Raw genomic sequence first — 20,589 nt, 5'->3', positions numbered from 1 at the left:
CCGAGGGACCTCTTCACATGCAGATCTCGATTCGTCATGCCTGCGTAGCACCCGACGACCAGCCTTTCGATGTAGCCGAGCGAAAGGGCATCGGTCATCCGGACAGCCTGGCCGACCTGGTCGCCGACGCCTTCTCGCAGCGGTACTCGTCGTGGTGCCTGCGGGAGTTCGGTGCCATCCCGAACCACTGGGTCGACAAGGTGAACTTGGTTGGTGCCGCCGCCGATGTCCGCTTCGGTGGCTTCGACATCCGCAAACCGGCCGACTGCTACCTCTTCGGAAAGATCACCGACCGGGTCGGTGACATTGCGGTGCCGGTCGAGGAACTCTTCCGCGAGGTGGTCCTAGACGTCCTTCCAGCCGCGCTCGGCGACGACCGGATCCTCGAACACCTGCGCCTGCACATCAACAACACCCGAGGCAGCGCGGTCGACCACGACCCGAGGTTCTACCGCCCCGACACGGCGCGAGACATCCGCGCAGTGCTCGAAGTCGAGTCGGTGGCCAACGACACCGTCGTCTGCGTCGGCACCAGCCGGCGAGGGCTCGCCGCCGACCTCGCGGTCGAGCTGGAACGCCGGCTCACAAGTGCCGCGTTCCGGCTGGACGTACCTGCTGCGGGCACGGACGTGAAGGTCATGGTGGTCCGGGTCGGCTCGACGCTGGAGGTCACCGCAGCGCTGCCGCTGCACCCGGAGCGGATCGGCTCTTGGGCGGCGTACCGGGTCGCGCTCGGCGAGGCGCAGGTGGTCATCACGGCCGAGTTGAAGGCGCTACTCGACCGCGACCCGCGAGCGCGGAACGTCACCGGCCTGGCATTGCATCTCAACACCAAGGACGTACCGGGACGCGGCTACCTGGCGCCGTTCGGCACCTCGCTGGGCAAAGGTGACTGCGGTGCGGTCGGCCGGGGCAACCGGTACAGCGGCGTCATCGAACCGCTGCGGCCAGCCAGTGGCGAGGCACCCGCCGGGAAGAACCCGGTCCACCACGGCGGGAAGATCTACACCGCCGTCGCCGCCGAGGCCGCACGGCGGGTGCTGGCAGACCTTTCGATGTACGCCGAGGTCACCATCGTCGCCCGCAACGGCGGCGACCTCGGCGACCCGGCTCACGTCCTGGTCTCCGTGGACCGCCCCCTCGACGCCGCCACCACGACCCGCATCGAGAACGCGATCCGTCACACGATCGCCACCACCCCGACCTTCGCCGATCGGTTCCTCACCATCGATCCACTGAGCCGGTTCCGCGACGGAGACCGGCTGTGAGCCGGCCCGTCCTCTCCGAGGTACATCGACGGCACATCACCCGACTACGCGCCCAGCCCGCCACGGTCGATGCCGAAGGGCTGCGCATCGGGGCGCAGTACGTGATGTTCTTCGCCGAGGCGGACCTGATGCGCGAACACGCGCGCCTGCTCACCGAGGGGTGCGACCGGCCACGTGTGCTGGAGGTCGGCCTCGGCCTCGGTGTCTTCGCCACCCAACTAGGCCGGGTCGGCTCGTACACCGCGATCGAGCCGCACCCCGGCGTGGCCCTGATGACCCGTGACCATGTGCTCGACCACGTCACCGCACCCGTGCGGGTGCACGTCGAACCCTGGCAGTTGGTGTCCCTGCCAACCGAGGCTTTCGACGCGATCATGTACGACACCTGGCCGCCGGATGGACACGCCGACGCCGACTTCGCGCAGTTCGTCGCCGAGGTCGCGATCCCCTGCCTGCGACCAGGCGGGAGGTTCAGCTTCTTCCACAGCGGCACCTCGATCAGCCCCGCCCGTCGGCAAGTCCTCGACCGGCATTTCGCCGACTGGACCGCCCACCCTTACACCATGCCGGCCGCACAGACCCCTGCGCACTGGACCAAATCCACCCGTGACTTCCTCATCCCGATCGCCACGAAAGGCGGCAACGCATGACCTCGCCACTCGCGTCAGCCCTCTCCGCACAGCAGATCGACCGCTTCGCCACGCACGGATACCTCGTCCTACCCGACCTGCTGCCCGCAGCCACCATCCAGGAACTCCGGGTCGAGGCCGACGACCTCCTCGACCAGCGGCTCGCCCAGATGGTCGCCACCAGGTGCGCCGACCCTCGGGTGACGTGGTGGCGGCTCCCCGACGGCACACCGTACGTCCTCAAGGTCAAGCCAGTGCTCGACCTGTCCCCGACCGCCACCGCGGTGGCCGACGACACCCGGCTGTGCGGTCTGGTCGCGGACCTGCTCGGCGCTCCGGCTCCGACGCTGATGGACAACAAACTCATGTACAAGCGCACCGTCGACATCGCCGCCGGGTGGGCAGCGTTACCGGTCCTCGGCGAAGAGGTCCGCAAGCACACCGACGCCGCCTACTACGCCGCCCACGGCTACCCCCGAGTGCTCACCGTCGCCGTCTGCCTCGACCCCTGCACCGAAGCCGCCGGCGCACTGCGAGTCTGGCCCGGCAGCCACCGGCGCACCATCGAGATGGTCCCTACCCTGCACCAGGGACCGGTCGTACCCGACCAGGATGCCCCCGACGACGTGGCTGTGACCCTGGTCGCCGCGCCCGGGACCGTGCTGATCTGGGACGCCGCGCTGGTCCACGCCAGCGGATCCAACACCTCCGGCCACCCCCGCCGTCTGCTCGTGCTCGGCTACAGCCCCACACCAGCCGGCAGGCCACGATGAGCAAGATCCTCGTCCTCGGCGGCACCCGGTTCATCGGCCGTCACATCGTCGAGCAGTGCATCACCCGCGACGACGAAATCACCCTGCTCTACCGGGGCCGATCCCCCTCACCGTTCAGCGGCATCGCCCGGCACGTCCTGACCGACCGCCGGGCACCCACCGCCGAGGCCGCCACGGTCCTGGCCGAACCGTGGGACGCCGTCATCGACACCAGCGCACAGGATCTCGATGACCTCCGCCCCGTCCTGCCCCTCCTCACCGACGTCGGCAGGTACGTCCTCATTTCCAGTTGCGGCGTATACCGCCGCGACCTCGGCCGCAACGGTCTCAGCGAACGCTCGCCCACCATCCCCGCCGACGCATCCCACCCGGTACGCGCCTCCGCCACCCGCAAACTGCGCTGCGAGCGCTACCTCGAACGACGCCTCGCCCGCCTGGCCATACCGCTACTCATCGTCCGCCTCGGCCTGGTCATCGGCCGGCACGACGACAGCGAACGCCTCGCCTACTGGCTCGAACGCGCCCTGCGCGGCGGCGACGTCCTCGTCCCCATGCCCGACCGCCAGCCCCTCCAACTCGTCGACGCCACCGACGTCGCCCGGTTCATCCGCACCGCCGCCGAGCAGCAGATGACCGGGATCGTCAACGTCGCCGGCCCTACCACCACCGCCCGCGTCCTGGTCGACACCGTCCTCACCCACGCCGGCCGCGCCGTCACACCCTGCCGCGTCGGCGAGGAGTTCGCCCTCGCCCACGGCATCCGCCCCTGGACCGAGATTCCGCTGTGGCTCCCCGCCACCAGCGCCGAACTCGCCCTCATGTCGGTCAACACCAACCGCGCCGTCAGGGCTGGCCTGACCCACCGCTCGCTCAGCGACTCCATCGCCGAGGCCCTCACCTGGCAGGCACTGCGCCGCCGATGGTCCCAACGCTGGCTCGACCGCACCCGCGAACAGCTCCTCCTGCGGAAGTGGCGCGGGTGAGAACCGTGCTCCCCTACACCCAACCCGCGCCATACCACTCCCAGTGGGGCGAGGACCGCTGGATCGCCGAGAACCTGCACCTACCCACCCACGGCGTCTTCGTCGACATCGGCGCCGGCGACGGCGTACGCGGCAGCAACACCCTCTACGTCGAGAACCTCGGCTGGCGCGGCCTCTGCGTCGACGCCGACCCCCGCAACCACCAACGCCTCCGCCAACGCTGCTGCGCCGTCGACACCTGCGCGGTCTCCGCCACCACAGGCCTGTGGCCGTTCGGCATGTACCGCCACAAGCCGTCCTGGTCAGGCCTGCACCGCACCGGCACCGACTACCAGCAAACTCTCGTCACCTGCCGAACTCTCGAAGACCTCCTCGACCAGTGGTGCATCAACGGCATCGACCTGCTCAGCATCGACGTCGAAGGCACCGAACTCGACGTCTGGAAATCCTTCAACCCCGACAAACACCAACCCAAAATCGTCATCATCGAGTACGACGACAGCCACCCCGACCGACACCGCCGTACGATTCACGACCGGCTCGGGCAGGAGACCTATGAACTGGTCCATGTCACCCCGGCCAACCTCGTCCTACACCGCACCGACCCTCGCGGGCGGCACCACCGATGAGCCACGGAGCGCACCTCACCGGTCAACTGCCGCTCGACGGCCTCGTCATCATGATCTGTGGCCGGGCCGACGACGCGCAGGCGTGGCAAGAACTACTCGGTTCGCACAGATGCCTCGCGCTCACACTGGACGATGCTCCGCCTCAGGCGCGTACCCGGCCGATACGCGGTGCTTCTGACCAGCTCGTCTGGCAACACGACGCCATCGCGGGCCTCGACGGCTCCGGTTGGCTCGCGGCTCGGGCCGATGCCTTTGACCCCGATCAGAGCGCCTCGCTCCTGCTGCCCGACCCGCTCGACCCACCCCGAACTGGGGACCGGCGGCGCGTCGGTACGCGGCAGCCCGCGTGGCGCATGTTCGAGGACAAAACAACAGTGGACGCGCTCTGGGACGTCGCCGGCATCCCACGCGCACCCTCGGTCATCACCAACAATCCTGCCGACATCGGGTTACTCGGGAAACTGGTCGACCGAGGTGCCGGTGTCGTCTGCTCCTATCAACCTATCGGCACCGGCCCGACAGCGGGCGGAGACGGAATCTGGTGGTGGCGCGACGGAACCCCACCGGCACGGATGCCCACTGCCGAGGTCGGAACGTGGCGGATCCGACTCATGCCCCTGCTCGAAGGCACCCCGGTACGCCTGCACGGGATGGCCCTCGGCAGCGCCGTGGTCCCGTTCCCGCCCATGGAACTCGTCACGCTGCCTCGCCCCGAGCACGGAACCTTCCTCTGCGCGGGCGCCGTACCCACCCTCGGCCACGACGCTGACCTCGTCACCCAGACCACCCGCCTGGGGGCTGGCCTACGCAAGCATCTCGGCTACCGCGGTGGGTTCTCCGTCGATGGCATCCTCACCACCAACGGATTCCTTCCCACAGACTTCAACGCGCGGCTGACCTCCGCCATGGAGGCGGCGCCCTCTGAGTTTCGCGTCCAACTCCACACGGTCAACCTGCTCGCGCGCGAGCGCATCGAGCCCGATACCAGTGCCGTCCAGCAGTTGGCGGAAAAGACCTTCACCGCTGGCGCGAGCTGCACGCTCTTCGGCGCTGCCACGCGCGGCGGTGGGACGAGCCTCCGTGAGACGGCAGTCCGTTGGAGCGGCGACCGACTGGTTGCCGCCCCGAGCGGTGCCGCAGACGGGAGTCTCATTGTCGCTCCGTCTCCGCGCGGCTGGCTGCTGACCGCGACCCTCGCGGCCGACCGGCTTCCGAGTGGTAACCAGATCGGCCCCTGGGCACCCGAGGTGTTCCGGCTCAGCGACGAGGTGCTCGGCACCAACTTCGGCAACCTCGCCCCACCCTTCGATTTCGCTACCGCCGTTGCTGGCAGGGACTGCGGACAGGGTTTGAGGGCACGGCTTGGTCCTGTGCGGCCCGGAACGGCAAGCGCAGAGCATTAGTCGCTGACCGCTCAGCTCCGCGAAGGCCGAGCTGTCGGGTCTACTTCCGAGTCAGGAGCGGACGGCCGGGTGGCACCGGTGACCAACGTCAAGTTGACCGGCGGATCGATCCGCCGGCCGCAATAGGGGTCAGCTCAGGCGGTCGAGTGCGGCCCGTAGGCGAGCCAGGGTTCGCTCACGTCCGAGGGTCTCGATCGACTCGAACAGCGGCAGCCCGACAGTGCGACCGGTCACCGCAACTCGTACCGGTGCCTGCGCTTTGCCGAGCTTGAGCCCTCGCTCGGCGCCGATCGCCTCCAGCGTCGACTTGAGCGCCTCGGCCTGCCACTCGCACGTCTCGTATGCATCGACCACGGCGGCCAGCAGTGCTGGGGCGTCGGCTTTCATGGCCTTCGCCCACGCGGCCTCATCGGTGGCCGGCTCGTCGAGGAAGAGGAAGTCGACCATCGGCACGATCTCGGAGAGCACTGCGATCCGGGTCTGCGCCAACTCGGCGACAGCTGCGAACGCCTTGGTGTCGTACGCCTCCGGTCGCCACGGCGCGGTCTCACCGGTCAACCATGGCTGGCACGCTTCGACGAACTCCTCGACCGACAGCGCGCGGATGTAGTCGCCGTTGAAGGCGCGGAGCTTCTTGACGTCGAAGAACGCCGGTGAGGGGTTGACGTCTTCCAGCCGGAACTCCGCCACGATGTCGTCCCAGGGCAGGATCTCGCGGTCGCCGGAGGGTGCCCAGCCGAGCAGCATCAGGTAGTTGCGCATCGCCTCGGCTAGGTAGCCCTCGGCGCGGAAGTCTTCCAGGGCGACCCGGTCGCGGCGCTTGGACAGCTTCTGCCGCTTCTCGTTGACCAAGATCGGCGCGTGCACCCATACCGGCGGCTCCGCCCCGAGCGCCTCCCACAGCAGTTGCTGCTTCGGCGCGTTGGGCAGGTGCTCCTCGGCCCGGATCACATGGGTGATGCCCATGAGCATGTCGTCGACCACGTTCGCCAGCAGGAACACCGGCGAGCCGTCGCCGCGCGCGATGACGAAGTCCTCGATCAGGGCGTTCTCGAACGTCGGCTTGCCGCGCACCAGGTCGACGATCACAGTTGAGCCCTCGTCGGGGGTACGGAAACGCAGAGCGCAACCGTCCCCGGTGGGCAGGCCACGGTCGCGGCAGTAGCCGTCGTAGCCCTTGTGCTCGCTGCCCGTACGGGCGACGACCTGATCCCGGGCGCAGTCGCAGTAGTAGGCGAGCCCGGCGGCGAGGAGCCGGTCGATGGCCTCACGGTGATGCTGCACGTAGTCGGACTGGAACAGCGGGCCTTCGTAGTCCTCTTGGCCGACGCCCAGCCACGCCATCGCGTCGATGATGCCCTGCACCCATTCGGGCCGGTTGCGGGCCGCGTCCGTGTCCTCGATCCGCAGAACCATCGTCCCGCCCGACTGTCGGGCCAACACCCAGTTGAACAGCAACGAACGGGCATTGCCGACGTGGAACATTCCAGTCGGCGAGGGGGCGAAACGGACACGAACCGCAGAACTGCTCACGGCCCACAGCCTACCGGCCAGGCGACGATCACCAGCGCTGATATCCGCCCGTCCGCACCCGCCGCCGGGCGCGGCAGCGGATAGACGTGACAACGCCTCCCGGCGCGGGCGTTCCTGAGGTGACAAGCTGCGCGGCGACCGCGAGGGACAGCGCTGTACCTTCGCGGTCGAGCACCTTTGCTAGCTTCGATCGATAGGCGGTCGGATGTCGCACGTTGACAAGATCACTGGTGAGCTGCGTGCCCTGCTGACGGGTGTCGAGCGCGCGCAGGGGCTGGCGGCCGCTGCCGACCGGCAGACTCAGGAAGTGGCCGTACGGGCTGCAGGGGCTGGCTTCGCCGCTGTGGCGGCGGGTTTGACCCGGGTCCGTAGCGCCGTCACCGCGATCCAGGGCGGTCTGGGTAGCCTTTCCGGTGCGATTGGCGAGGCGACGAAAGCGACCGCGGCAGTTCCGCGCGAAGCCACTCCGCAGGAAACGATCTCCGGGTTGGCGCCTGTTCAGGCCGCGGTGGACAGTGCCCGTGATGCGGCGGCCGGGACCATCAAGCAGGTCGGTGAGGCGCAGCAACTCGTCACCATGGTGTTGCAGGGTGGGCAGCCTGGGCCGCTGTTGCAGGCATTGGAGAGCATCAAGCAGGTCTTGGTGCTGGTGGTTCAGCGCACCGGCACCGCGCGGCAGTACGTTGAAGCCGCGGTCGCCGAAGCGCGTCAGCTCGGTTCCTCGGGAAACTGAGCGGGGCTGGCGGTCACGAACCGGCCAGCCCGAACACGTCTATCGCCGGAGAGTCAATCAACCCTGCTCCCCTGCATGCTGGTCGCGATTCCGATGAGCACAACCTGCTCCCGTGGAGCCGGCAGCCCACCGGTGTCCTCGGCGGAAGGCCGAGCGGCCCGCGGACGCCGATTCCGCCACGGGAAGACGCACGGGTGCAGCGTGCACTGGAGTTGGAGAACGCCTGCGCCGACACGGTCGCCGGCAAGGGCTACCGGGTCCACCAGAACCCGACAAGACCGGAGATCGCCGCAGCGCGTCAGAACACCGGCGACATCGGGAAGCCGGACAAGGAACCGGACTATCTGATCGAGGGTCACGTTTTCGACTGCTACTCACCGACACCCGCCAAGGCCGTGCGAGGCGTGTGGACGGAAGTGTCGGAGAAGGTGACCAGTCAGCAGACCCAACGGGTGGTGCTGAACCTGCAGGACTGGCGCGGTGACCTCGGTGCCCTGCAGAAGCAGTTCAACGACTGGCCGATCGGCCACCTCAAGGAACTCACGGCGGTGACCCGCAACGGTGACATCATTCAAATCGTCCGGCGAGACTGAGAAGGCAGGCAACGCGTGGCTATCGAGTACCGATTGACGCTGGCGGGGGACATCCCGCTGGAGCAGGTGGCCGCACTCGCCGCCCCGGAAGGCGTCGAGGAGTCGGCCTTGCCGGGCTACCCTCGGCTGCTCGGCGCGGACCTCACACACACCTCCGGGTACTCAGTCAGCGTCTACGGCGGCAGTAACGGCTACTTCGACGCCGAGAACGACGACGGCTCCCAATGGGAATGGGAACCCGGCACCTACGTCAACATCGTCTTCCACATGCCCAAGGACGACCCCGCCGGCAGGGCGGCACCTGACATGGTCGCGGCCGTGGCCCGGGTGCTCGCCGGCCGGCCTGAGGACGCCGCGCTGGTCCTGAACGGCAACTGGCTCCTACTCACCCGCACCGCCGGAACCCTGGCAACGCACCAGCCCGAATGGTGGAACAGCTACGGCGTCAGGGGCCTCCTTCCATAGCCGTTCGTCCCGGAGTAGCCGTCTGTGGCATCTGGGAGTCGTGTCGGCTCCCCACTCGGTCCCACCATTCGCGTCGGCGGACCGCTGACGCCGCTGGTGTCGCCGCCTGTGACCGAGGTGTGATGACGCGACGACGCATGCGGCCGGTGGTCGCCAGTCGACGAGGGATCACGCCGCAGCCATCGCGAGCCAACCTGACTCGGTGACCATCCCGCTCTGCTCGGCGGTGGCGCTTACGCGGTGCCGCGTCGCCGGTTGCTGATCTTGCTGGCGACGGCGTCGGGCGGCGTCGCCCCGGTAGACGAGGGCTTTGAGACTATGCCCCAGCGGCGTTCGAGTTCGAAGTCGAGCCAGGGTGACAGTTCGTCGGCCAGGAGCGTGCGGCGAGGACTCGGCGGCGAGCGCGGCGACCTCGCGTTCCAGGACCTGGCTGCCGGGATCGGCGTCGTGATGCAGGAGCAGGTGTCCGAGTTCGTGTGCGGCCCCCATCCACGAGCAGGCCTTGTCGGTCTTGGCGAGGTTGAGGAAGACGAAGGGCCGTTGGCCGCACCGGCGAGAAGTCGTCGACCCGTTCGAAGACCTCGGGTGGTTGCCGGCATTGCCATCGCGTGGCAGGCGCTGCGAGCACTCAGCGGTGGCGCCCCGACCTCCAATGTGGGACAAGGTCGCCAGTGCCCGCAGGTCAATGGCCGGCAGAAGAATCTCCGCGACGCCCACCGGCCCAAGAACCTACCCGACCGGGCTTCGAGATTCCCGATCCTGCTCTGACGATCTCGACAGCGACCACGCGGTCGTCGGCCGCCGGAATGGCGGGCGGGGAGGCCCGGCCCGCGTCATCGCCAGCCTGCTCCCAAACTGCTCCCAATTTAAGGGGAGACAGCGAAGAAGCTCGTTACCGACCCTTCCGGCAACGAGCTTCTGACCTGCACATATCGATGGTGGGCGATACTGGGATCGAACCAGTGACCTCTTCGGTGTGAACGAAGCGCTCTCCCGCTGAGCTAATCGCCCTCAGCGCGGATGACTCTACCCGATCCGGCTCGTGGACCGCGAACCCGGGGTCAGTGGGTCGCGAGGTAGTGCAGCACCTGGGCGATCACGTCGATGCCGAGGCTGTACTTGATCGACATCAGCGCGACGGCGCCGACGAAGACGAGGCCGACCGAGCCGATCACCAGGCGTACGGGCAGTGATTGTCTCTTCACCCAGGCTGTCCAGCCGTGGACGTGGCGGCGGGTGAAGGCGAGCAGCCGCTTGGCCCAGTGGAACTCCACGGCCCAGATGCCGAGGCCGGCGATCACCAGCAGCCAGCCGGGGCCGGGCAGCGGAATGAGTGCGATGCCGATGGTGACCACAAGGGCACCGAGCACCCCGAAGATGATCTTCAGTGCGATTCGGCCGGTGGGGTTGGCGCGGATCAGGGCGAGGGTGGTGGTTATCCGTTGCCGCCACGCTGGTGGGTCGCGTCGCTCGGACACGGCGACACCACCCCCCTTGCGCTGCGCACCACCGGTCATCTCCCCACGATGCCCCTTCCCGGTCGATCTATCCCGACTTCCCCCCGGGTAGCCACGTCCGTTGCGCACCCGGACGGCCGCCGCGCCGCGCTCACCTACCCGACCGCGGTCGATCACTGACCGACCGTGCCGGCTTCTCCGCTTCTTCGGCACCCCGTACCCCCGCTGTTCGGCTGTGCGGACCGCGACGTTCGACGGGTCTCGCCGGGTCGGCGCATCCACTGAGGATGGCGTCCGCGACCATTTCACGCCCCAGTGTGGCGCGGGCCCGTCACTGCAACCGCCGACTGGACGTTACCGGAGTAAGTCGACGACTCAACAAACCCGATGCCGGGCAGGATGAACCCACTGGGCAGAATCGGAAATCCTACATGAACTTTCACGTTCACGAGGCCCTTCCGACCCCCTTCCCACCACTGGGTGAAGTCAGCGCATGGCGGAGCGTAGCCAGGAGTAGCGGCTGAGTATGGGAAAAGCGGGACACGCGCGTTCCGCAGCGGTGCCGGGGGGAGAACGTTCATGAGTGTCATCCGACCGACGACCGTAGAGGTCGAGACGTCGCTAAGGCTCGTCGCACCTGACGCCACCGCCTTGCCGGTGCGCGCCAGTCTGCGCTACGACCCTGCGGACCCGTATGCGGTCCATGTCCTGTTCCATGCCGAATCGGCTGGCGGCGAGGCGGTGAGTTGGTCCTTCGCCCGCGAACTGCTGGTCACCGGCCTGGACGAGCCGGCGGGCATCGGGGACGTACGGGTCTGGCCCTGGGCCACCCCGCGCGGCGACTTCGTCGCGCTGGCGCTGTCGTCGCCGGACGGCAACGCCCTGTTCGAGGTTCCCCGCAGCGTGCTGGTGCGCTTCCTGCGGCGGACCTACGTCGTCGTTCCGCGTGGCCGGGAGGCCGAGCACCTGGACGTCGACACCGCGGTGAACCGACTGCTCGCCGGTCGCTGACAGACCGACAACCGGGGCCGCGCGAATCTGCCGAGTTCGCGCGGCCCCCGCCTATCCTCCGTCTCGCTACCACCACCGCCTCGTCGATCATGCAGTTGTGGCACGTGGTATCCGCACCTTTGCCCGTTATGGCTAGTACCTCTACTGCATGATCGACGAAACACGCGGGGATACGAGCGACGAAACACGCGGGAAGGCGAGGGCGGGAACGGTCAGCCGTGGGTGGTCAGGCCGCCGTCTACCGGGATCACCGCGCCGGTGAGGTAGGCGCCGGCCCGGGAGGCGAGGTAGATCGCCGTGCCGGCCATGTCCTCGGGGCGGCCGATACGGCCGAGCGGGACCTGGGCCTCGATGGCGGACCGCGAGCCGGGGTCGTCGAGCGCGAACGCCATCATCTTGCTCTCGAACGGTCCCGGGGCGATCGCGTTGACGGTGATCTGTTCGCCGGCCAGCTGGTGGGCCAGGCTGCGGGTCAGCATGTGCACCGCCGCCTTGGTGGCCGAGTACGCGTACACCTCCATGAGCGGCACCCGAATGCCGTCGATGGAGCCGATGTTGATCACCCGTGCCGGGTCTTCGGGGCCTGCCGCCGCGCGCAGGGCCGGCAACAGTGCGGTGGTCAGCCGGAAGACGGACTTGACATTCACCGCCCACAGCTTGTCGAACGCGCTCTCCGGATAGTCCTCCAACGGCGCGCCCCAGGTGGCGCCGGCATTGTTGACCAGCACGTCCAGCTTGTCGACCCGATCCTGAACGGCGGCGGCCAGGTGCTGCACGCCCTCGTCGCGGCCCAGGTCGGCGGGGATCGCCTCGCAGCGACCGTGCGCGGACAGTTCCTTGGCCACCGCCTCGCAGACGTCGGCCTTGCGGGAGGAGATGATGACGTGCGCCCCGGCGGCGACAAAGCCCCGGGCGATCATCAGGCCGATGCCCCGGGAGCCGCCGGTGACCAGGACGGTCTTGCCCTCGACGGAGAACAGATCCTTCATGCCATCCCCTTGCGTTTCCGGCCTGGGGCAGCCGGTGTCGGGGCCGCCGTCACGGACCGCGCGGGCGCCACGACGACCAGATCACTACCGATCAGTAACCTAACCGTCCTGCCGGATCGGGACAACCCTGTGGGTCCGGGCGTCCGCCCACCGACACCGCGCCTCCGCGATACCGGGGTGGCGAGGGATGCGTACGGGCCGGGCTCGGGCTAACGTCGCAGGTGATGGTCCCTTCCGGTCACCTAGTCACGGCGCTGTCCGATGCTGCCGCCAGCTCGGCCGAGATCGACACGATCACCCTCGGTGATCTCGCACCCGACTCCGGGTGGCGACGGCCGGTGCTGCTGGACCGCGAGCTGATCGTGCTGACCACCAGTGGTCACGGGCTCGCCGAGGTGGATTTTCGTGCCCTGCCGTGCCGGCCCGGCACGTTGCTGCGGATCCGTCCCGGCCAGGTGCTGCGCTGCGCCCTGCCCCGGCTGGACGCCACGGTGGTTCGCTGGCATCCGGAGGCACTGGACGGGCTCGACGTCGATGCCGACGAGGTGCCGATCTGGTTTCAGCTCGCCGGTGAGGACGAGGACGCGATCATCAACGAGGTCAGCCAGTTGACCGTGGACGCCAGCCGGCACCGGGACACCCGGACCGCCCGCAGCCTGTTGCGTCATCAACTGAGCGTGCTGTTGCTGCGGTTGAGCATGCTGCCCTCCGGAGCGGGGCGGACGTCGCGCCCGGAGGAGGAGACCTTCCGGCGGCTGTGCCGCGAGGTGGAGCAGGGTTACCAGGCCAGTCGCCGGGTCGAGGACTACGCCGACCGGCTGGGCTGCTCGGTGCGTACCCTCACCCGGGCCTGCCTGGCGATCACCGGGCGCAGCGCGAAACAGGTGGTGGACGAGCGGGTCGCGCTCCAGGCCAGCCGGTTGCTGGCGGCCACCGACGAGCCGATCGCCCGGATCGGCCGGCAGCTCGGCTTCACCGAACCGACAAACTTCGGCCGGTTCTTCACCCGCGAGGTCGGCATGAGCCCGGGCGCGTTCCGGGCCGCCCGGGAGCGGCCCGCGCCGGCACCGATGGTGCGCCCCCGCCCACCCGTCGACGGCCGAATCGACGTCCACCAGGCAGGACAGCGCACCTGACGCGCCATTGGGCGATCCGGCCGGCTCGGCGCGGCACCGGCCGCCGCGCATTCGGCATGATGGCGGAGTGCAGATCTCCGCGCGTGGCGACTACGCGGTACGGGCGACACTGAGCCTCGCCGCCACGTACCCGGCGTTGCTGTCCACCCAGGTCATCGCCGCGGAGCAGGACATGCCCCGCAAGTTCCTGGAGGCGGTCCTGGCCGACCTGCGCCGGGCCGGCATCGTCCGGGCCCAGCGCGGCGCGGAAGGCGGCTACACCCTGGCCCGACCGCCCGGCGAGGTCACCGTCGGCGCGGTGTTGCGCGCGGCGGAGGGCCCGTTGGCCGGCGTACGCGGCCGGCGTCCAGAGGAGACACGGTACGAAGGAGTGGCAGCGCACCTGCCCGAGTTCTGGGTCGCGGTCCGCGCGGCACTGCGCCGGGTCGTCGACGAGGTGAGCCTGGCCGACCTGCTCGACGGTCGGCTACCGCCCCACGTCCGCCGCCTGACCACGCAGCCGGACGCCTGGGAACCCCGCTGATGCCCACCCCCACCCGGTTGTTCGTCGATCAGCCGAGCGACTGACTCCACTGCGGATTCGGCCTGGTTTGGCGAATCGACGCAACGGGCATCTTCGAGCCCGTACGGGAAGTCTCGAAGGGAGCCCCACAATGGGTGTGATGTTGCGTAAGCGCAAGAAGTTCGGGCCGCTGATCCTGCACTTCACGCAGAACGGCTTCTCGTCCTGGAGCATCAAGCTCGGTCGGTGGTCCTGGAACTCGCGGGCCAAGGCGCACCGCGTCGACCTGCCGGGGCCGCTGCACTGGAAGCAGGACAAGTCCTGATATCCCGACGTTCAGCGGGGCGCCGGCATTCCCGGCGCCCCGGCGCTGTCTCCGGCTACTCGCTGACAATCAGACGCCTGACCGCACGGGTGTGATGAGCACGTCGCCGCCGAGCCGGCCGTCCGGCGGGGTCCGGGTCGCTTGGCCGCTGTCGAGCAGGTCGGTCAGCGCCCGCACCGCGTCAACCGCCCGGTAGGCGGTCTCCGTCACCGCGTACCGGCGCAGCTCGGTGACCGTGCGCGGGCCGTGCCGGGTCAGCTCGGCCAGCAGGGCACGGCCCAGTGGCGCCGGGTCCACCGGAAGTGCCGGCGACAGCGGCTCACCGTCCGGGTCGCGGAACCGCAACCCGCTCGCCCACAGGGCTTCCTTCAACTCCTCCAGGCTGCGATCCGAGCCGGTGCCGAAGCCGAGCCGCCGGTCGGCGTCGACCAGCTCGACCTCGGTGGCCAGTGTGAATCCGGCGTCGATCAGCCCCGCCCGCAGGGCGGCCGTCGCCCCCGCGACCACGAACGCCTCGGCGCCCCGCCCGGTCGCGGCGGCGGTCAGCGCCACCGGATCATCCGCCTCCAGGTAGGACAGCACCGGCGCGCCCGCAGCGCCGGCTGCCCGCAGCGCCACCGGCAGCCGGGTCGGCGGGCCGGGCATCAGGTGTACGGCGACCTCGGCCGGCAGTCCGGCCTCGGCGGCACCGAGTCGGGGGGGTAGTTCCTCGGTGCCCTCGGCGAGCACGAGGACGGTCAGCCGGCAGCCGCGCAGCCGCGCGGCGTGCTCGCCGGCCAGGCGTACGGTCTGCTCGGCCAGGTCCGGGGCGCTGCCGTCGTACCCGAGGGCGATGGTGGCTCGCCGGGCGCGGCGCAGCGCGGCCGGGAGCCACCTGTCCAGGTGTCGGAGGAACGGCGCGTGCCCTACGGCTTCGGTCGGCATCCTGCCGTTCTACCGCAACCCGTCACGCCGGCCCGCCTCGACGGCGTGTCACACGGGGACCGAGATGCCGACGCCACCCCGGGTGTCTCCGCCGTAACGCTGGATCTCGGCGGTCAGGTTGAGGCGTCCGATCCTGGTCCGGGCGGCGAGGGCGGCGTCGTCGAGCTGGTCGGCGGGCACCAGCCAGACCACCTCGAACTCCAGCCCGTCCGGGTCCTGACCGTAGAGGCTCTTGGTGGTGCCGTGGTCGGAGGTCCCGACCAGCGCGCCCGCCTCGGTCAGCCGCCGGGCGGTGGTGGCCAGCTCGTCGAGGGTGTCCACCTCCCAGGCCAGGTGGTAGAGGCCGACGGTGGCCCGGCCGGCGGTCGACCGACCGGCGCCCGCACCGATCTCGAACAGGCCGAGGTCGTGGTCGTTGGTGGAGCCCGGCGCCTGGAGGAAGGCGGCACCCCGGAAACCCTCGGGGGTCATCGGTACCCGGCGGAAGCCCAGCACGTCGCGGTAGAAGGCGACGCTGCGGTCGAGGTCGCTGACGTAGAGGACGGCGTGGTTGAGGCGATGGATTCCCATGCGCCAAGGCTAGCCCGCTTTAGTTGAGTGTTCAACTATCACGCTATGATGCTGGTCATGACCCGCTGGCTGGACCCGGACGAACAGCGCACCTGGCGGGCGTTCCTGACCGCCTCCCGGGCGCTGATGGACACGCTCGACCGCGAGTTGCAACGCGACGCCGGGATGCCGCACGCCTACTACGAGATCCTGGTACGGCTCTCCGAGGCACCCGAACGGCGGCTGCGGATGAGCGAGTTGGCCGAGTCCAGCGGCTCCTCGCGCAGTCGTCTGTCGCATGCGGTGGCTCGCCTGGAGACCGCCGGCTGGGTGCGTCGCGAGGACTGCCCCACCGACCGGCGCGGCCAGATCGCCCACCTCACCGACGAGGGATTCGCGAAGCTGGCCGCCGCCGCGCCCGGCCACGTCGAGGGGGTACGCCGGCACCTGTTCGACCCTCTCAGCCCGGCGCAGGTGGAGCAGTTGCGCCGGATCAGCGAGGTGCTGGCCGAACGTCTGAGGTGAGCGTGACCGGATCCTGACCGAACCACTCCGGCGCGGGTCTTGTACTAAACGTCGCTGAATGAGCACGATGGGGCGTGCCCTCCGGCTTCGGTGAACTGACTGATCAGGCGCACGACCTGGTCTCCGCCGGCGATCTCGCCGGCGCCCAACGGCTGCTCGCCGACGCGCTGACCGGCGCCGACCCGCGCCCGGCCAACGCCACGTCCGAGTTGGCCGAGGCGGCCAGCCTGCACGCGCGGGTGCTGATCGCGCTCGGCGAGCCGCACTCGGCACGGGGTTGGGCCGCCTACGCGTACGCCGCCAGCTCCCGGCTCTACGGCCGCTCCGATCCGCGTACGGTGGCCGCCGCGGCCACCCTGGCGGCGGTGCTGCACCGGGTGGGCAGCTGGTCGCGGGCGGCGCGGCTGTACCAGGAAGTGATCATCGAGCTGACCGCGTCGGACGGACCGGAGTCGCTGCGGGTGCTCGCCGCGCACGCCGATCTGGCCACCGTGGAGTACGCCCGGGGTCAGTGCCAGGTCGCCCGCGACCGGCTCCAGGACGCGTGGGAGCTGCACCGCGAGGTCTACGGCGACGGGCACCCGAGCGGGATCAAGATGCTGGCCCGGCTCGGCTCGATGCAGCGCGACTGTGGCCAGTTCGCCGAGGCGCAGGACAATCTGGCCCTGGCCCGTGAACTGGCCCGCCAGCATCTGACCGCCGACGACCCGCTGGCCGCCCAGGTGGCCACGCTGGCCCGGGCGGCGGCCAATCCGGACCACGTCTGCGCCGACAACCCACCGGTCAGCGTGGAGGAACCGGTCGTACCGTCCGCCCGTACCCCGCCGGCCGACGACATCCCACCCGCGCCGACCGACACCTGGCCCCCGTCCTGGGCGGTGACATCGGAGGAACCACCGCCGGACCAGCCCGCCGGGACCGCTGCCGCGCCGTCCTGGGCCACGGAGGAGGACGAGCAGCCGTGGCAGGCGGCGCACCACACCGCCCGGGAGGAGCACCCGGCGGAGGGCTACCACCCCAGCCACGGGTACCCGTCGGCTGATCCTTCGGCGAGCGGCGCCGCCTCCGCCGTACCCACGCCCCGGCAGCCGGTCGACGGCCCGGCCGGGCCACCCGAGGACTGGTGGGTCGGGCCGGCGGCGGAGCAGCCCGGTCCGAACCCGTATCCCGAGCCGCCACCACCGGCGGGCGGTGCCGTACCGCCGAACGTGGTCGGGCTGACCGGTACGCCGCAGGCGCCCGGGGTGTACCGGCTGCGCCGGGTCGAGCCGGAACGCCCCGGGCCGCCGTCGCGCCTGCTGCCGGTGCCGGTACGCCGTACCGCCGTACCGACGTCGGAGGCCCGGCCGAACCGGCTGGTGCTGATCGTCGCGGCCGGGGTCGTGGTGGTGCTGCTCGGTGCCGCGGCGGTCATCGCCGGGGTGTCCCGGGTCGGCGGCGGCGATCCGACGCCGCCGGCGGCCAGCGGTAACCCGAGCGGCGCGGCAACCCCGGCAGCCACCGCCACGGCCGGCGATGCTCCCCCCGCCTCCCCCGGTGCCCCGCCGAGCGGGCTGTCGCTGCGGGACAACCGGGACAGTGTGACGTTGCGGTGGACCTACCCGGCCGGAGCGGAGGGGCCGGTGATCGTTTCGGGCGGCCGGAACGGCCAGCCGCAGAACCCCTTCGCGGATCTGCCCGCCGGCAGCGACAGCTTCGTGGTCTACGGACTCAACCGCAGTCTCGACTACTGCTTCACGGTCGCGGTCGCCTGGTCCACCGACACCGTGGCCCGCTCCGACGAGGTCTGCACCGAGCGCCGCTGACCGTCGGAGCGCGCTATCTTTGGCAGTTCAGGCATAAAAAAGGAACGGCTCGAAAGCCGTTCTGAATGCGAATTCTAGCTAATCGGGAGACGGATTGTCAAGGCACTCCGGCGGTTCGCCGTCCGACGACGAGATCGGCCGCGAGCAGGAGTACGTCTCGATGCTCTACCACCGCCTCGACGACCTACGTGACCAGGCGGCGACGCGGTTGACCGAGCAACTGCGGTCCACCGGCGGCACGTTGCAGGCCCGCTCACAGCGCGACAGCTCGGTACGCATGTACGCCGACCAGGTCGAGCAGTTCTCGGCGGTGGAGAATGGCCTCTGTTTCGGCCGGTTGGACACCGACAGCGACCAGCGCCACTACATCGGCCGAATCGGCATCTTCGACACCGAAGGTGACTACGAGCCGCTGCTGATGGACTGGCGTGCCCCGGCCGCCCGCGCCTTCTACCTCGCCACCGCCGCCAACCCGCAGGGCGTCCGGCGACGTCGGCACCTGCGTACCCGGCAACGGAAGGTGGTCGGCCTCAACGACGAGGTGCTCGACCTGGCCACCGCCTCCCCCACCGCTCACGAGGAGGTGACCGGCGAGGCCTCGCTGCTGGCGGCGCTGAACGCCGGCCGTACCGGCCGGATGCGGGACATCGTGGAGACCATCCAGGCCGAACAGGACCGGATCATCCGGGCCGACCTGCCGGGCGTGCTGGTGGTGCAGGGCGGGCCGGGCACCGGCAAGACCGCTGTGGCGCTGCACCGGGCCGCGTACCTGCTCTACACCCACCGGCGGGAACTGTCGACCAGGGGCGTCCTGCTGGTCGGCCCGAACGTGACGTTCCTGCGCTACATCTCGCAGGTGCTGCCCGCGCTGGCCGAGACGGGCGTGCTGCTGCGTACCCAGGGCGACCTTTTCCCGGGCGTCAGCGCCCACCGGGCCGAGCCGGCCACCACCGCCGCCTTGAAGGGCCGCCTGGCGATGGTCGAGGTGCTGGCCAACGCCGTACGCGATCGGCAGCGGGTGCCCGACGAGCCGGTGGAGATCGAGCTGCCGCAGCGGGAGGTCCTCGTCCTCGACCCGGCCACCGTGCGTGCGGCGCGTGACCGGGCCCGGCGCAGCGGTCGGCCGCACAACCTGGCCCGCGCGGTCTTCGACATCGAGGTCATCCACGCGCTCGCCGACCAGGTGGCCGAACGCATCGGTGCCGACCCGTTGGGCGGGGAGAACCTGCTCGAAGAGGCCGACCGCGCCGAGATCCGCCGGGAGCTGCGCGAGGAGCCGGAGGTCCGGGCCGCCTTGGACGAGCTGTGGCCGGTGCTCACGCCACAACGCCTGCTCGCCGACCTGTACGTCGCACCCGAGCGCATCGACACCGCCGCGCCCATGCTCACCGACGCGGAGCGGGCCGCGTTGCACCGCGAGCCGGGCGGCTGGACACCGGCGGACGTGCCCCTGCTGGACGAAGCGGCGGAGCTGCTCGGCGAGGACGACCGGGCCGCCGCTGCCCGCCGGGACCGGATCCGGGCCCTGCAACGCGAGTACGCCGAGGGTGTGCTGGAGATCGCCAGAGGGTCCCGCTCGATCGACGTGGAGGACGAGGCCGAGGGCGGCGAGATCCTCGGCGTGACCGACCTGCTCGACGCCGACCGGCTGCTGGAACGGCAGGAGGAGGCGGACCGGCTCACCACCGCCCAGCGCGCGGCGGCCGACCGAGGGTGGGCGTTCGGTCACGTCATCGTCGACGAGGCGCAGGAGTTGTCGCCGATGGCGTGGCGGCTGCTGATGCGCCGCTGCCCGAGCCGTTCGATGACCATCGTGGGTGACGTGGCGCAGACCGGTGCGCTGGCCGGCACACCGTCGTGGGCGGAGGCGTTGGCCCCGTACGTGGCGGACCGGTGGCGGCTGACCGAGCTGACCGTCAGCTACCGCACCCCGGCCGAGATCATGGAGGTGGCTGCGGAGGTACTGCACGAGATCGATCCGGCGCTGCGCCCGCCCCGCGCCGTACGCTCCAGCGGCTTCGCGCCGCAGCAGCGGGCGGTGCCGGCGGAGTCGCTCGGCGCGGAGCTGGTGGCGGTCGCCACCGCCGAGGCAGCCGGGCTGACCGACGGGCGGCTCGGGGTGATCGTCCCGGCCGGCCGGCTCGACGACCTCGGTGCCGCGCTGACGGCGGCGCTGCCTGAGGCGGCCGTCGGCGAGCAACCGGAGCTGGAGAGCCGGGTGGTGGTGCTGACCGTCGCCGAGGCCAAGGGCCTGGAATTCGACTCGGTCATCGTGGCCGACCCCGACCGCATCATCGCCGAGTCCCCCCGGGGCCCCAGCGACCTCTACGTAGCCCTAACCCGAGCCACCCAAAACC

The 20,589-nt window shown here is 70.1% G+C and carries 22 protein-coding genes and 1 tRNA gene; 16 read left to right on the top strand and 7 right to left on the bottom strand.

Annotated elements, in window-relative coordinates:
* Positions 1-17: 17 nt before the first annotated feature.
* The 6 genes from KBX50_RS20270 to KBX50_RS20245 are packed head-to-tail and all read left to right on the top strand — an operon-like array spanning position 18 to position 5,685.
* Positions 18-1,268 carry a methionine adenosyltransferase gene (locus KBX50_RS20270; RefSeq protein WP_210938863.1) on the top strand — a complete coding sequence of 417 codons (1,251 nt, stop codon included), beginning with the start codon at positions 18-20 and terminating at the stop codon, positions 1,266-1,268.
* Entirely contained in the window at positions 1,265-1,918 is a 654-nt protein-coding gene (locus KBX50_RS20265) for a class I SAM-dependent methyltransferase (RefSeq protein WP_210938862.1), read from the top strand. Before KBX50_RS20270 ends, KBX50_RS20265 begins: the two co-directional genes overlap by 4 nt.
* Positions 1,915-2,670: a phytanoyl-CoA dioxygenase family protein gene (locus KBX50_RS20260; RefSeq protein ID WP_210938860.1), complete on the top strand. Its 756-nt coding sequence runs from the start codon at positions 1,915-1,917 to the stop codon at positions 2,668-2,670. The genes KBX50_RS20265 and KBX50_RS20260 overlap by 4 nt, the downstream gene beginning before the upstream one ends.
* On the top strand, positions 2,667-3,653 hold the full coding sequence (locus KBX50_RS20255) for an NAD-dependent epimerase/dehydratase family protein (RefSeq protein WP_210938857.1): 987 nt from the start codon (positions 2,667-2,669) through the stop codon (positions 3,651-3,653). The genes KBX50_RS20260 and KBX50_RS20255 overlap by 4 nt, the downstream gene beginning before the upstream one ends.
* Entirely contained in the window at positions 3,650-4,282 is a 633-nt protein-coding gene (locus KBX50_RS20250) for an FkbM family methyltransferase (RefSeq protein ID WP_281601710.1), read from the top strand. The genes KBX50_RS20255 and KBX50_RS20250 overlap by 4 nt, the downstream gene beginning before the upstream one ends.
* Entirely contained in the window at positions 4,279-5,685 is a 1,407-nt protein-coding gene (locus KBX50_RS20245; protein ID WP_247674081.1) for a hypothetical protein, read from the top strand. The genes KBX50_RS20250 and KBX50_RS20245 overlap by 4 nt, the downstream gene beginning before the upstream one ends.
* A 129-nt stretch (positions 5,686-5,814) precedes the next feature.
* Here KBX50_RS20245 and gltX read toward each other — a convergent pair whose 3' ends face one another.
* On the bottom strand, positions 5,815-7,218 hold the full coding sequence (gltX, locus tag KBX50_RS20240) for a glutamate--tRNA ligase (RefSeq protein WP_210938855.1): 1,404 nt from the start codon (positions 7,216-7,218) through the stop codon (positions 5,815-5,817).
* Positions 7,219-7,423: 205 nt separating this feature from the next.
* On the opposite strand from gltX, the gene KBX50_RS20235 reads away from it, so the two are divergent.
* The 3 genes from KBX50_RS20235 (at position 7,424) to KBX50_RS20225 (ending at position 9,009) form a co-directional block, all read left to right on the top strand.
* Positions 7,424-7,951: a DUF6244 family protein gene (locus tag KBX50_RS20235; protein ID WP_210938853.1), complete on the top strand. Its 528-nt coding sequence runs from the start codon at positions 7,424-7,426 to the stop codon at positions 7,949-7,951.
* Positions 7,952-8,145: 194 nt separating this feature from the next.
* Complete coding sequence (locus KBX50_RS20230) at positions 8,146-8,544, top strand: hypothetical protein (RefSeq protein WP_210938851.1); 399 nt, start codon at positions 8,146-8,148, stop codon at positions 8,542-8,544.
* 15 nt (positions 8,545-8,559) lie between these two features.
* A complete protein-coding gene (locus KBX50_RS20225) occupies positions 8,560-9,009 on the top strand; it encodes a SitI3 family protein (protein WP_210938849.1) in 450 nt (149 codons plus the stop codon).
* A 168-nt stretch (positions 9,010-9,177) separates the two neighbouring features.
* Here the strand turns inward: KBX50_RS20225 and KBX50_RS20220 are convergent, their stop codons facing one another.
* The 3 genes from KBX50_RS20220 to KBX50_RS20210 all read right to left on the bottom strand — a co-directional run bounded on the left by KBX50_RS20220 (position 9,178) and on the right by KBX50_RS20210 (position 10,748).
* Positions 9,178-9,498, bottom strand: a complete 321-nt coding sequence (locus KBX50_RS20220; RefSeq protein WP_210938848.1) for a hypothetical protein — start codon at positions 9,496-9,498, stop codon at positions 9,178-9,180.
* Between the two features lie 447 nt (positions 9,499-9,945).
* A tRNA-Val gene (locus KBX50_RS20215) sits at positions 9,946-10,020 on the bottom strand.
* Positions 10,021-10,070: 50 nt separating this feature from the next.
* Positions 10,071-10,748, bottom strand: coding sequence for a TIGR02611 family protein (locus tag KBX50_RS20210; RefSeq protein ID WP_210938847.1), 678 nt, complete (start codon positions 10,746-10,748; stop codon positions 10,071-10,073).
* Between the two features lie 297 nt (positions 10,749-11,045).
* On the opposite strand from KBX50_RS20210, the gene KBX50_RS20205 reads away from it, so the two are divergent.
* A complete protein-coding gene (locus KBX50_RS20205) occupies positions 11,046-11,477 on the top strand; it encodes an SsgA family sporulation/cell division regulator (protein WP_007457244.1) in 432 nt (143 codons plus the stop codon).
* A 212-nt stretch (positions 11,478-11,689) separates the two neighbouring features.
* Here KBX50_RS20205 and KBX50_RS20200 read toward each other — a convergent pair whose 3' ends face one another.
* The gene (locus KBX50_RS20200) at positions 11,690-12,466 is read right to left on the bottom strand and encodes a glucose 1-dehydrogenase (RefSeq protein ID WP_210938846.1); all 777 of its coding nucleotides are present in this window, start codon (positions 12,464-12,466) and stop codon (positions 11,690-11,692) included.
* A gap of 224 nt (positions 12,467-12,690) precedes the next feature.
* Between KBX50_RS20200 and KBX50_RS20195 the strand changes: the two genes are divergently transcribed.
* The 3 genes from KBX50_RS20195 to KBX50_RS20185 all read left to right on the top strand — a co-directional run bounded on the left by KBX50_RS20195 (position 12,691) and on the right by KBX50_RS20185 (position 14,429).
* Positions 12,691-13,602, top strand: coding sequence for an AraC family transcriptional regulator (locus KBX50_RS20195; protein WP_210938845.1), 912 nt, complete (start codon positions 12,691-12,693; stop codon positions 13,600-13,602).
* A 67-nt stretch (positions 13,603-13,669) separates the two neighbouring features.
* A complete protein-coding gene (locus KBX50_RS20190; RefSeq protein WP_210938844.1) occupies positions 13,670-14,125 on the top strand; it encodes an Rrf2 family transcriptional regulator in 456 nt (151 codons plus the stop codon).
* A 130-nt stretch (positions 14,126-14,255) separates the two neighbouring features.
* Complete coding sequence (locus tag KBX50_RS20185; RefSeq protein ID WP_093402924.1) at positions 14,256-14,429, top strand: DUF4236 domain-containing protein; 174 nt, start codon at positions 14,256-14,258, stop codon at positions 14,427-14,429.
* A gap of 69 nt (positions 14,430-14,498) precedes the next feature.
* Here the strand turns inward: KBX50_RS20185 and KBX50_RS20180 are convergent, their stop codons facing one another.
* Both KBX50_RS20180 and KBX50_RS20175 read right to left on the bottom strand, forming a co-directional pair.
* Positions 14,499-15,353, bottom strand: a complete 855-nt coding sequence (locus KBX50_RS20180) for a hypothetical protein (RefSeq protein WP_210938843.1) — start codon at positions 15,351-15,353, stop codon at positions 14,499-14,501.
* A 48-nt stretch (positions 15,354-15,401) separates the two neighbouring features.
* Entirely contained in the window at positions 15,402-15,923 is a 522-nt protein-coding gene (locus KBX50_RS20175) for a VOC family protein (RefSeq protein ID WP_210938841.1), read from the bottom strand.
* A 48-nt stretch (positions 15,924-15,971) separates the two neighbouring features.
* Here KBX50_RS20175 and KBX50_RS20170 point away from each other — a divergent pair, with 48 nt between their 5' ends.
* From KBX50_RS20170 to KBX50_RS20160, 3 genes are all read left to right on the top strand, one after another.
* On the top strand, positions 15,972-16,427 hold the full coding sequence (locus KBX50_RS20170; RefSeq protein WP_210938920.1) for a MarR family winged helix-turn-helix transcriptional regulator: 456 nt from the start codon (positions 15,972-15,974) through the stop codon (positions 16,425-16,427).
* Positions 16,428-16,501: 74 nt separating this feature from the next.
* Positions 16,502-18,232, top strand: a complete 1,731-nt coding sequence (locus KBX50_RS20165; RefSeq protein WP_210938839.1) for a tetratricopeptide repeat protein — start codon at positions 16,502-16,504, stop codon at positions 18,230-18,232.
* A gap of 160 nt (positions 18,233-18,392) precedes the next feature.
* Positions 18,393-20,589: AAA family ATPase (locus KBX50_RS20160; protein WP_210938918.1), on the top strand; the 2,197-nt coding region annotated here is incomplete at its 3' end.

Origin of the sequence: Micromonospora sp. C51 (assembly GCF_018070435.1) — a bacterium.
Lineage (GTDB): Bacteria > Actinomycetota > Actinomycetes > Mycobacteriales > Micromonosporaceae > Micromonospora > Micromonospora sediminimaris.
Note: the sequence above shows the minus strand (reverse complement) of the source record. Positions and strands in the feature narration are given on the sequence as shown.

Coding starts and splice junctions, on each gene's coding strand:
- KBX50_RS20200 (WP_210938846.1), bottom strand. CDS start 12,466: ATGAAGGATCTGTTCTCCGTCGAGGGCAAGACCGTCCTGGTCACCGGC.
- KBX50_RS20270 (WP_210938863.1), top strand. CDS start 18: ATGCAGATCTCGATTCGTCATGCCTGCGTAGCACCCGACGACCAGCCT.
- KBX50_RS20180 (WP_210938843.1), bottom strand. CDS start 15,353: ATGCCGACCGAAGCCGTAGGGCACGCGCCGTTCCTCCGACACCTGGAC.
- KBX50_RS20195 (WP_210938845.1), top strand. CDS start 12,691: ATGGTCCCTTCCGGTCACCTAGTCACGGCGCTGTCCGATGCTGCCGCC.
- KBX50_RS20170 (WP_210938920.1), top strand. CDS start 15,972: ATGCTGGTCATGACCCGCTGGCTGGACCCGGACGAACAGCGCACCTGG.
- KBX50_RS20260 (WP_210938860.1), top strand. CDS start 1,915: ATGACCTCGCCACTCGCGTCAGCCCTCTCCGCACAGCAGATCGACCGC.
- KBX50_RS20235 (WP_210938853.1), top strand. CDS start 7,424: ATGTCGCACGTTGACAAGATCACTGGTGAGCTGCGTGCCCTGCTGACG.
- KBX50_RS20185 (WP_093402924.1), top strand. CDS start 14,256: ATGGGTGTGATGTTGCGTAAGCGCAAGAAGTTCGGGCCGCTGATCCTG.
- KBX50_RS20205 (WP_007457244.1), top strand. CDS start 11,046: ATGAGTGTCATCCGACCGACGACCGTAGAGGTCGAGACGTCGCTAAGG.
- KBX50_RS20220 (WP_210938848.1), bottom strand. CDS start 9,498: ATGGGGGCCGCACACGAACTCGGACACCTGCTCCTGCATCACGACGCC.
- KBX50_RS20255 (WP_210938857.1), top strand. CDS start 2,667: ATGAGCAAGATCCTCGTCCTCGGCGGCACCCGGTTCATCGGCCGTCAC.
- KBX50_RS20175 (WP_210938841.1), bottom strand. CDS start 15,923: ATGGGAATCCATCGCCTCAACCACGCCGTCCTCTACGTCAGCGACCTC.
- KBX50_RS20245 (WP_247674081.1), top strand. CDS start 4,279: ATGAGCCACGGAGCGCACCTCACCGGTCAACTGCCGCTCGACGGCCTC.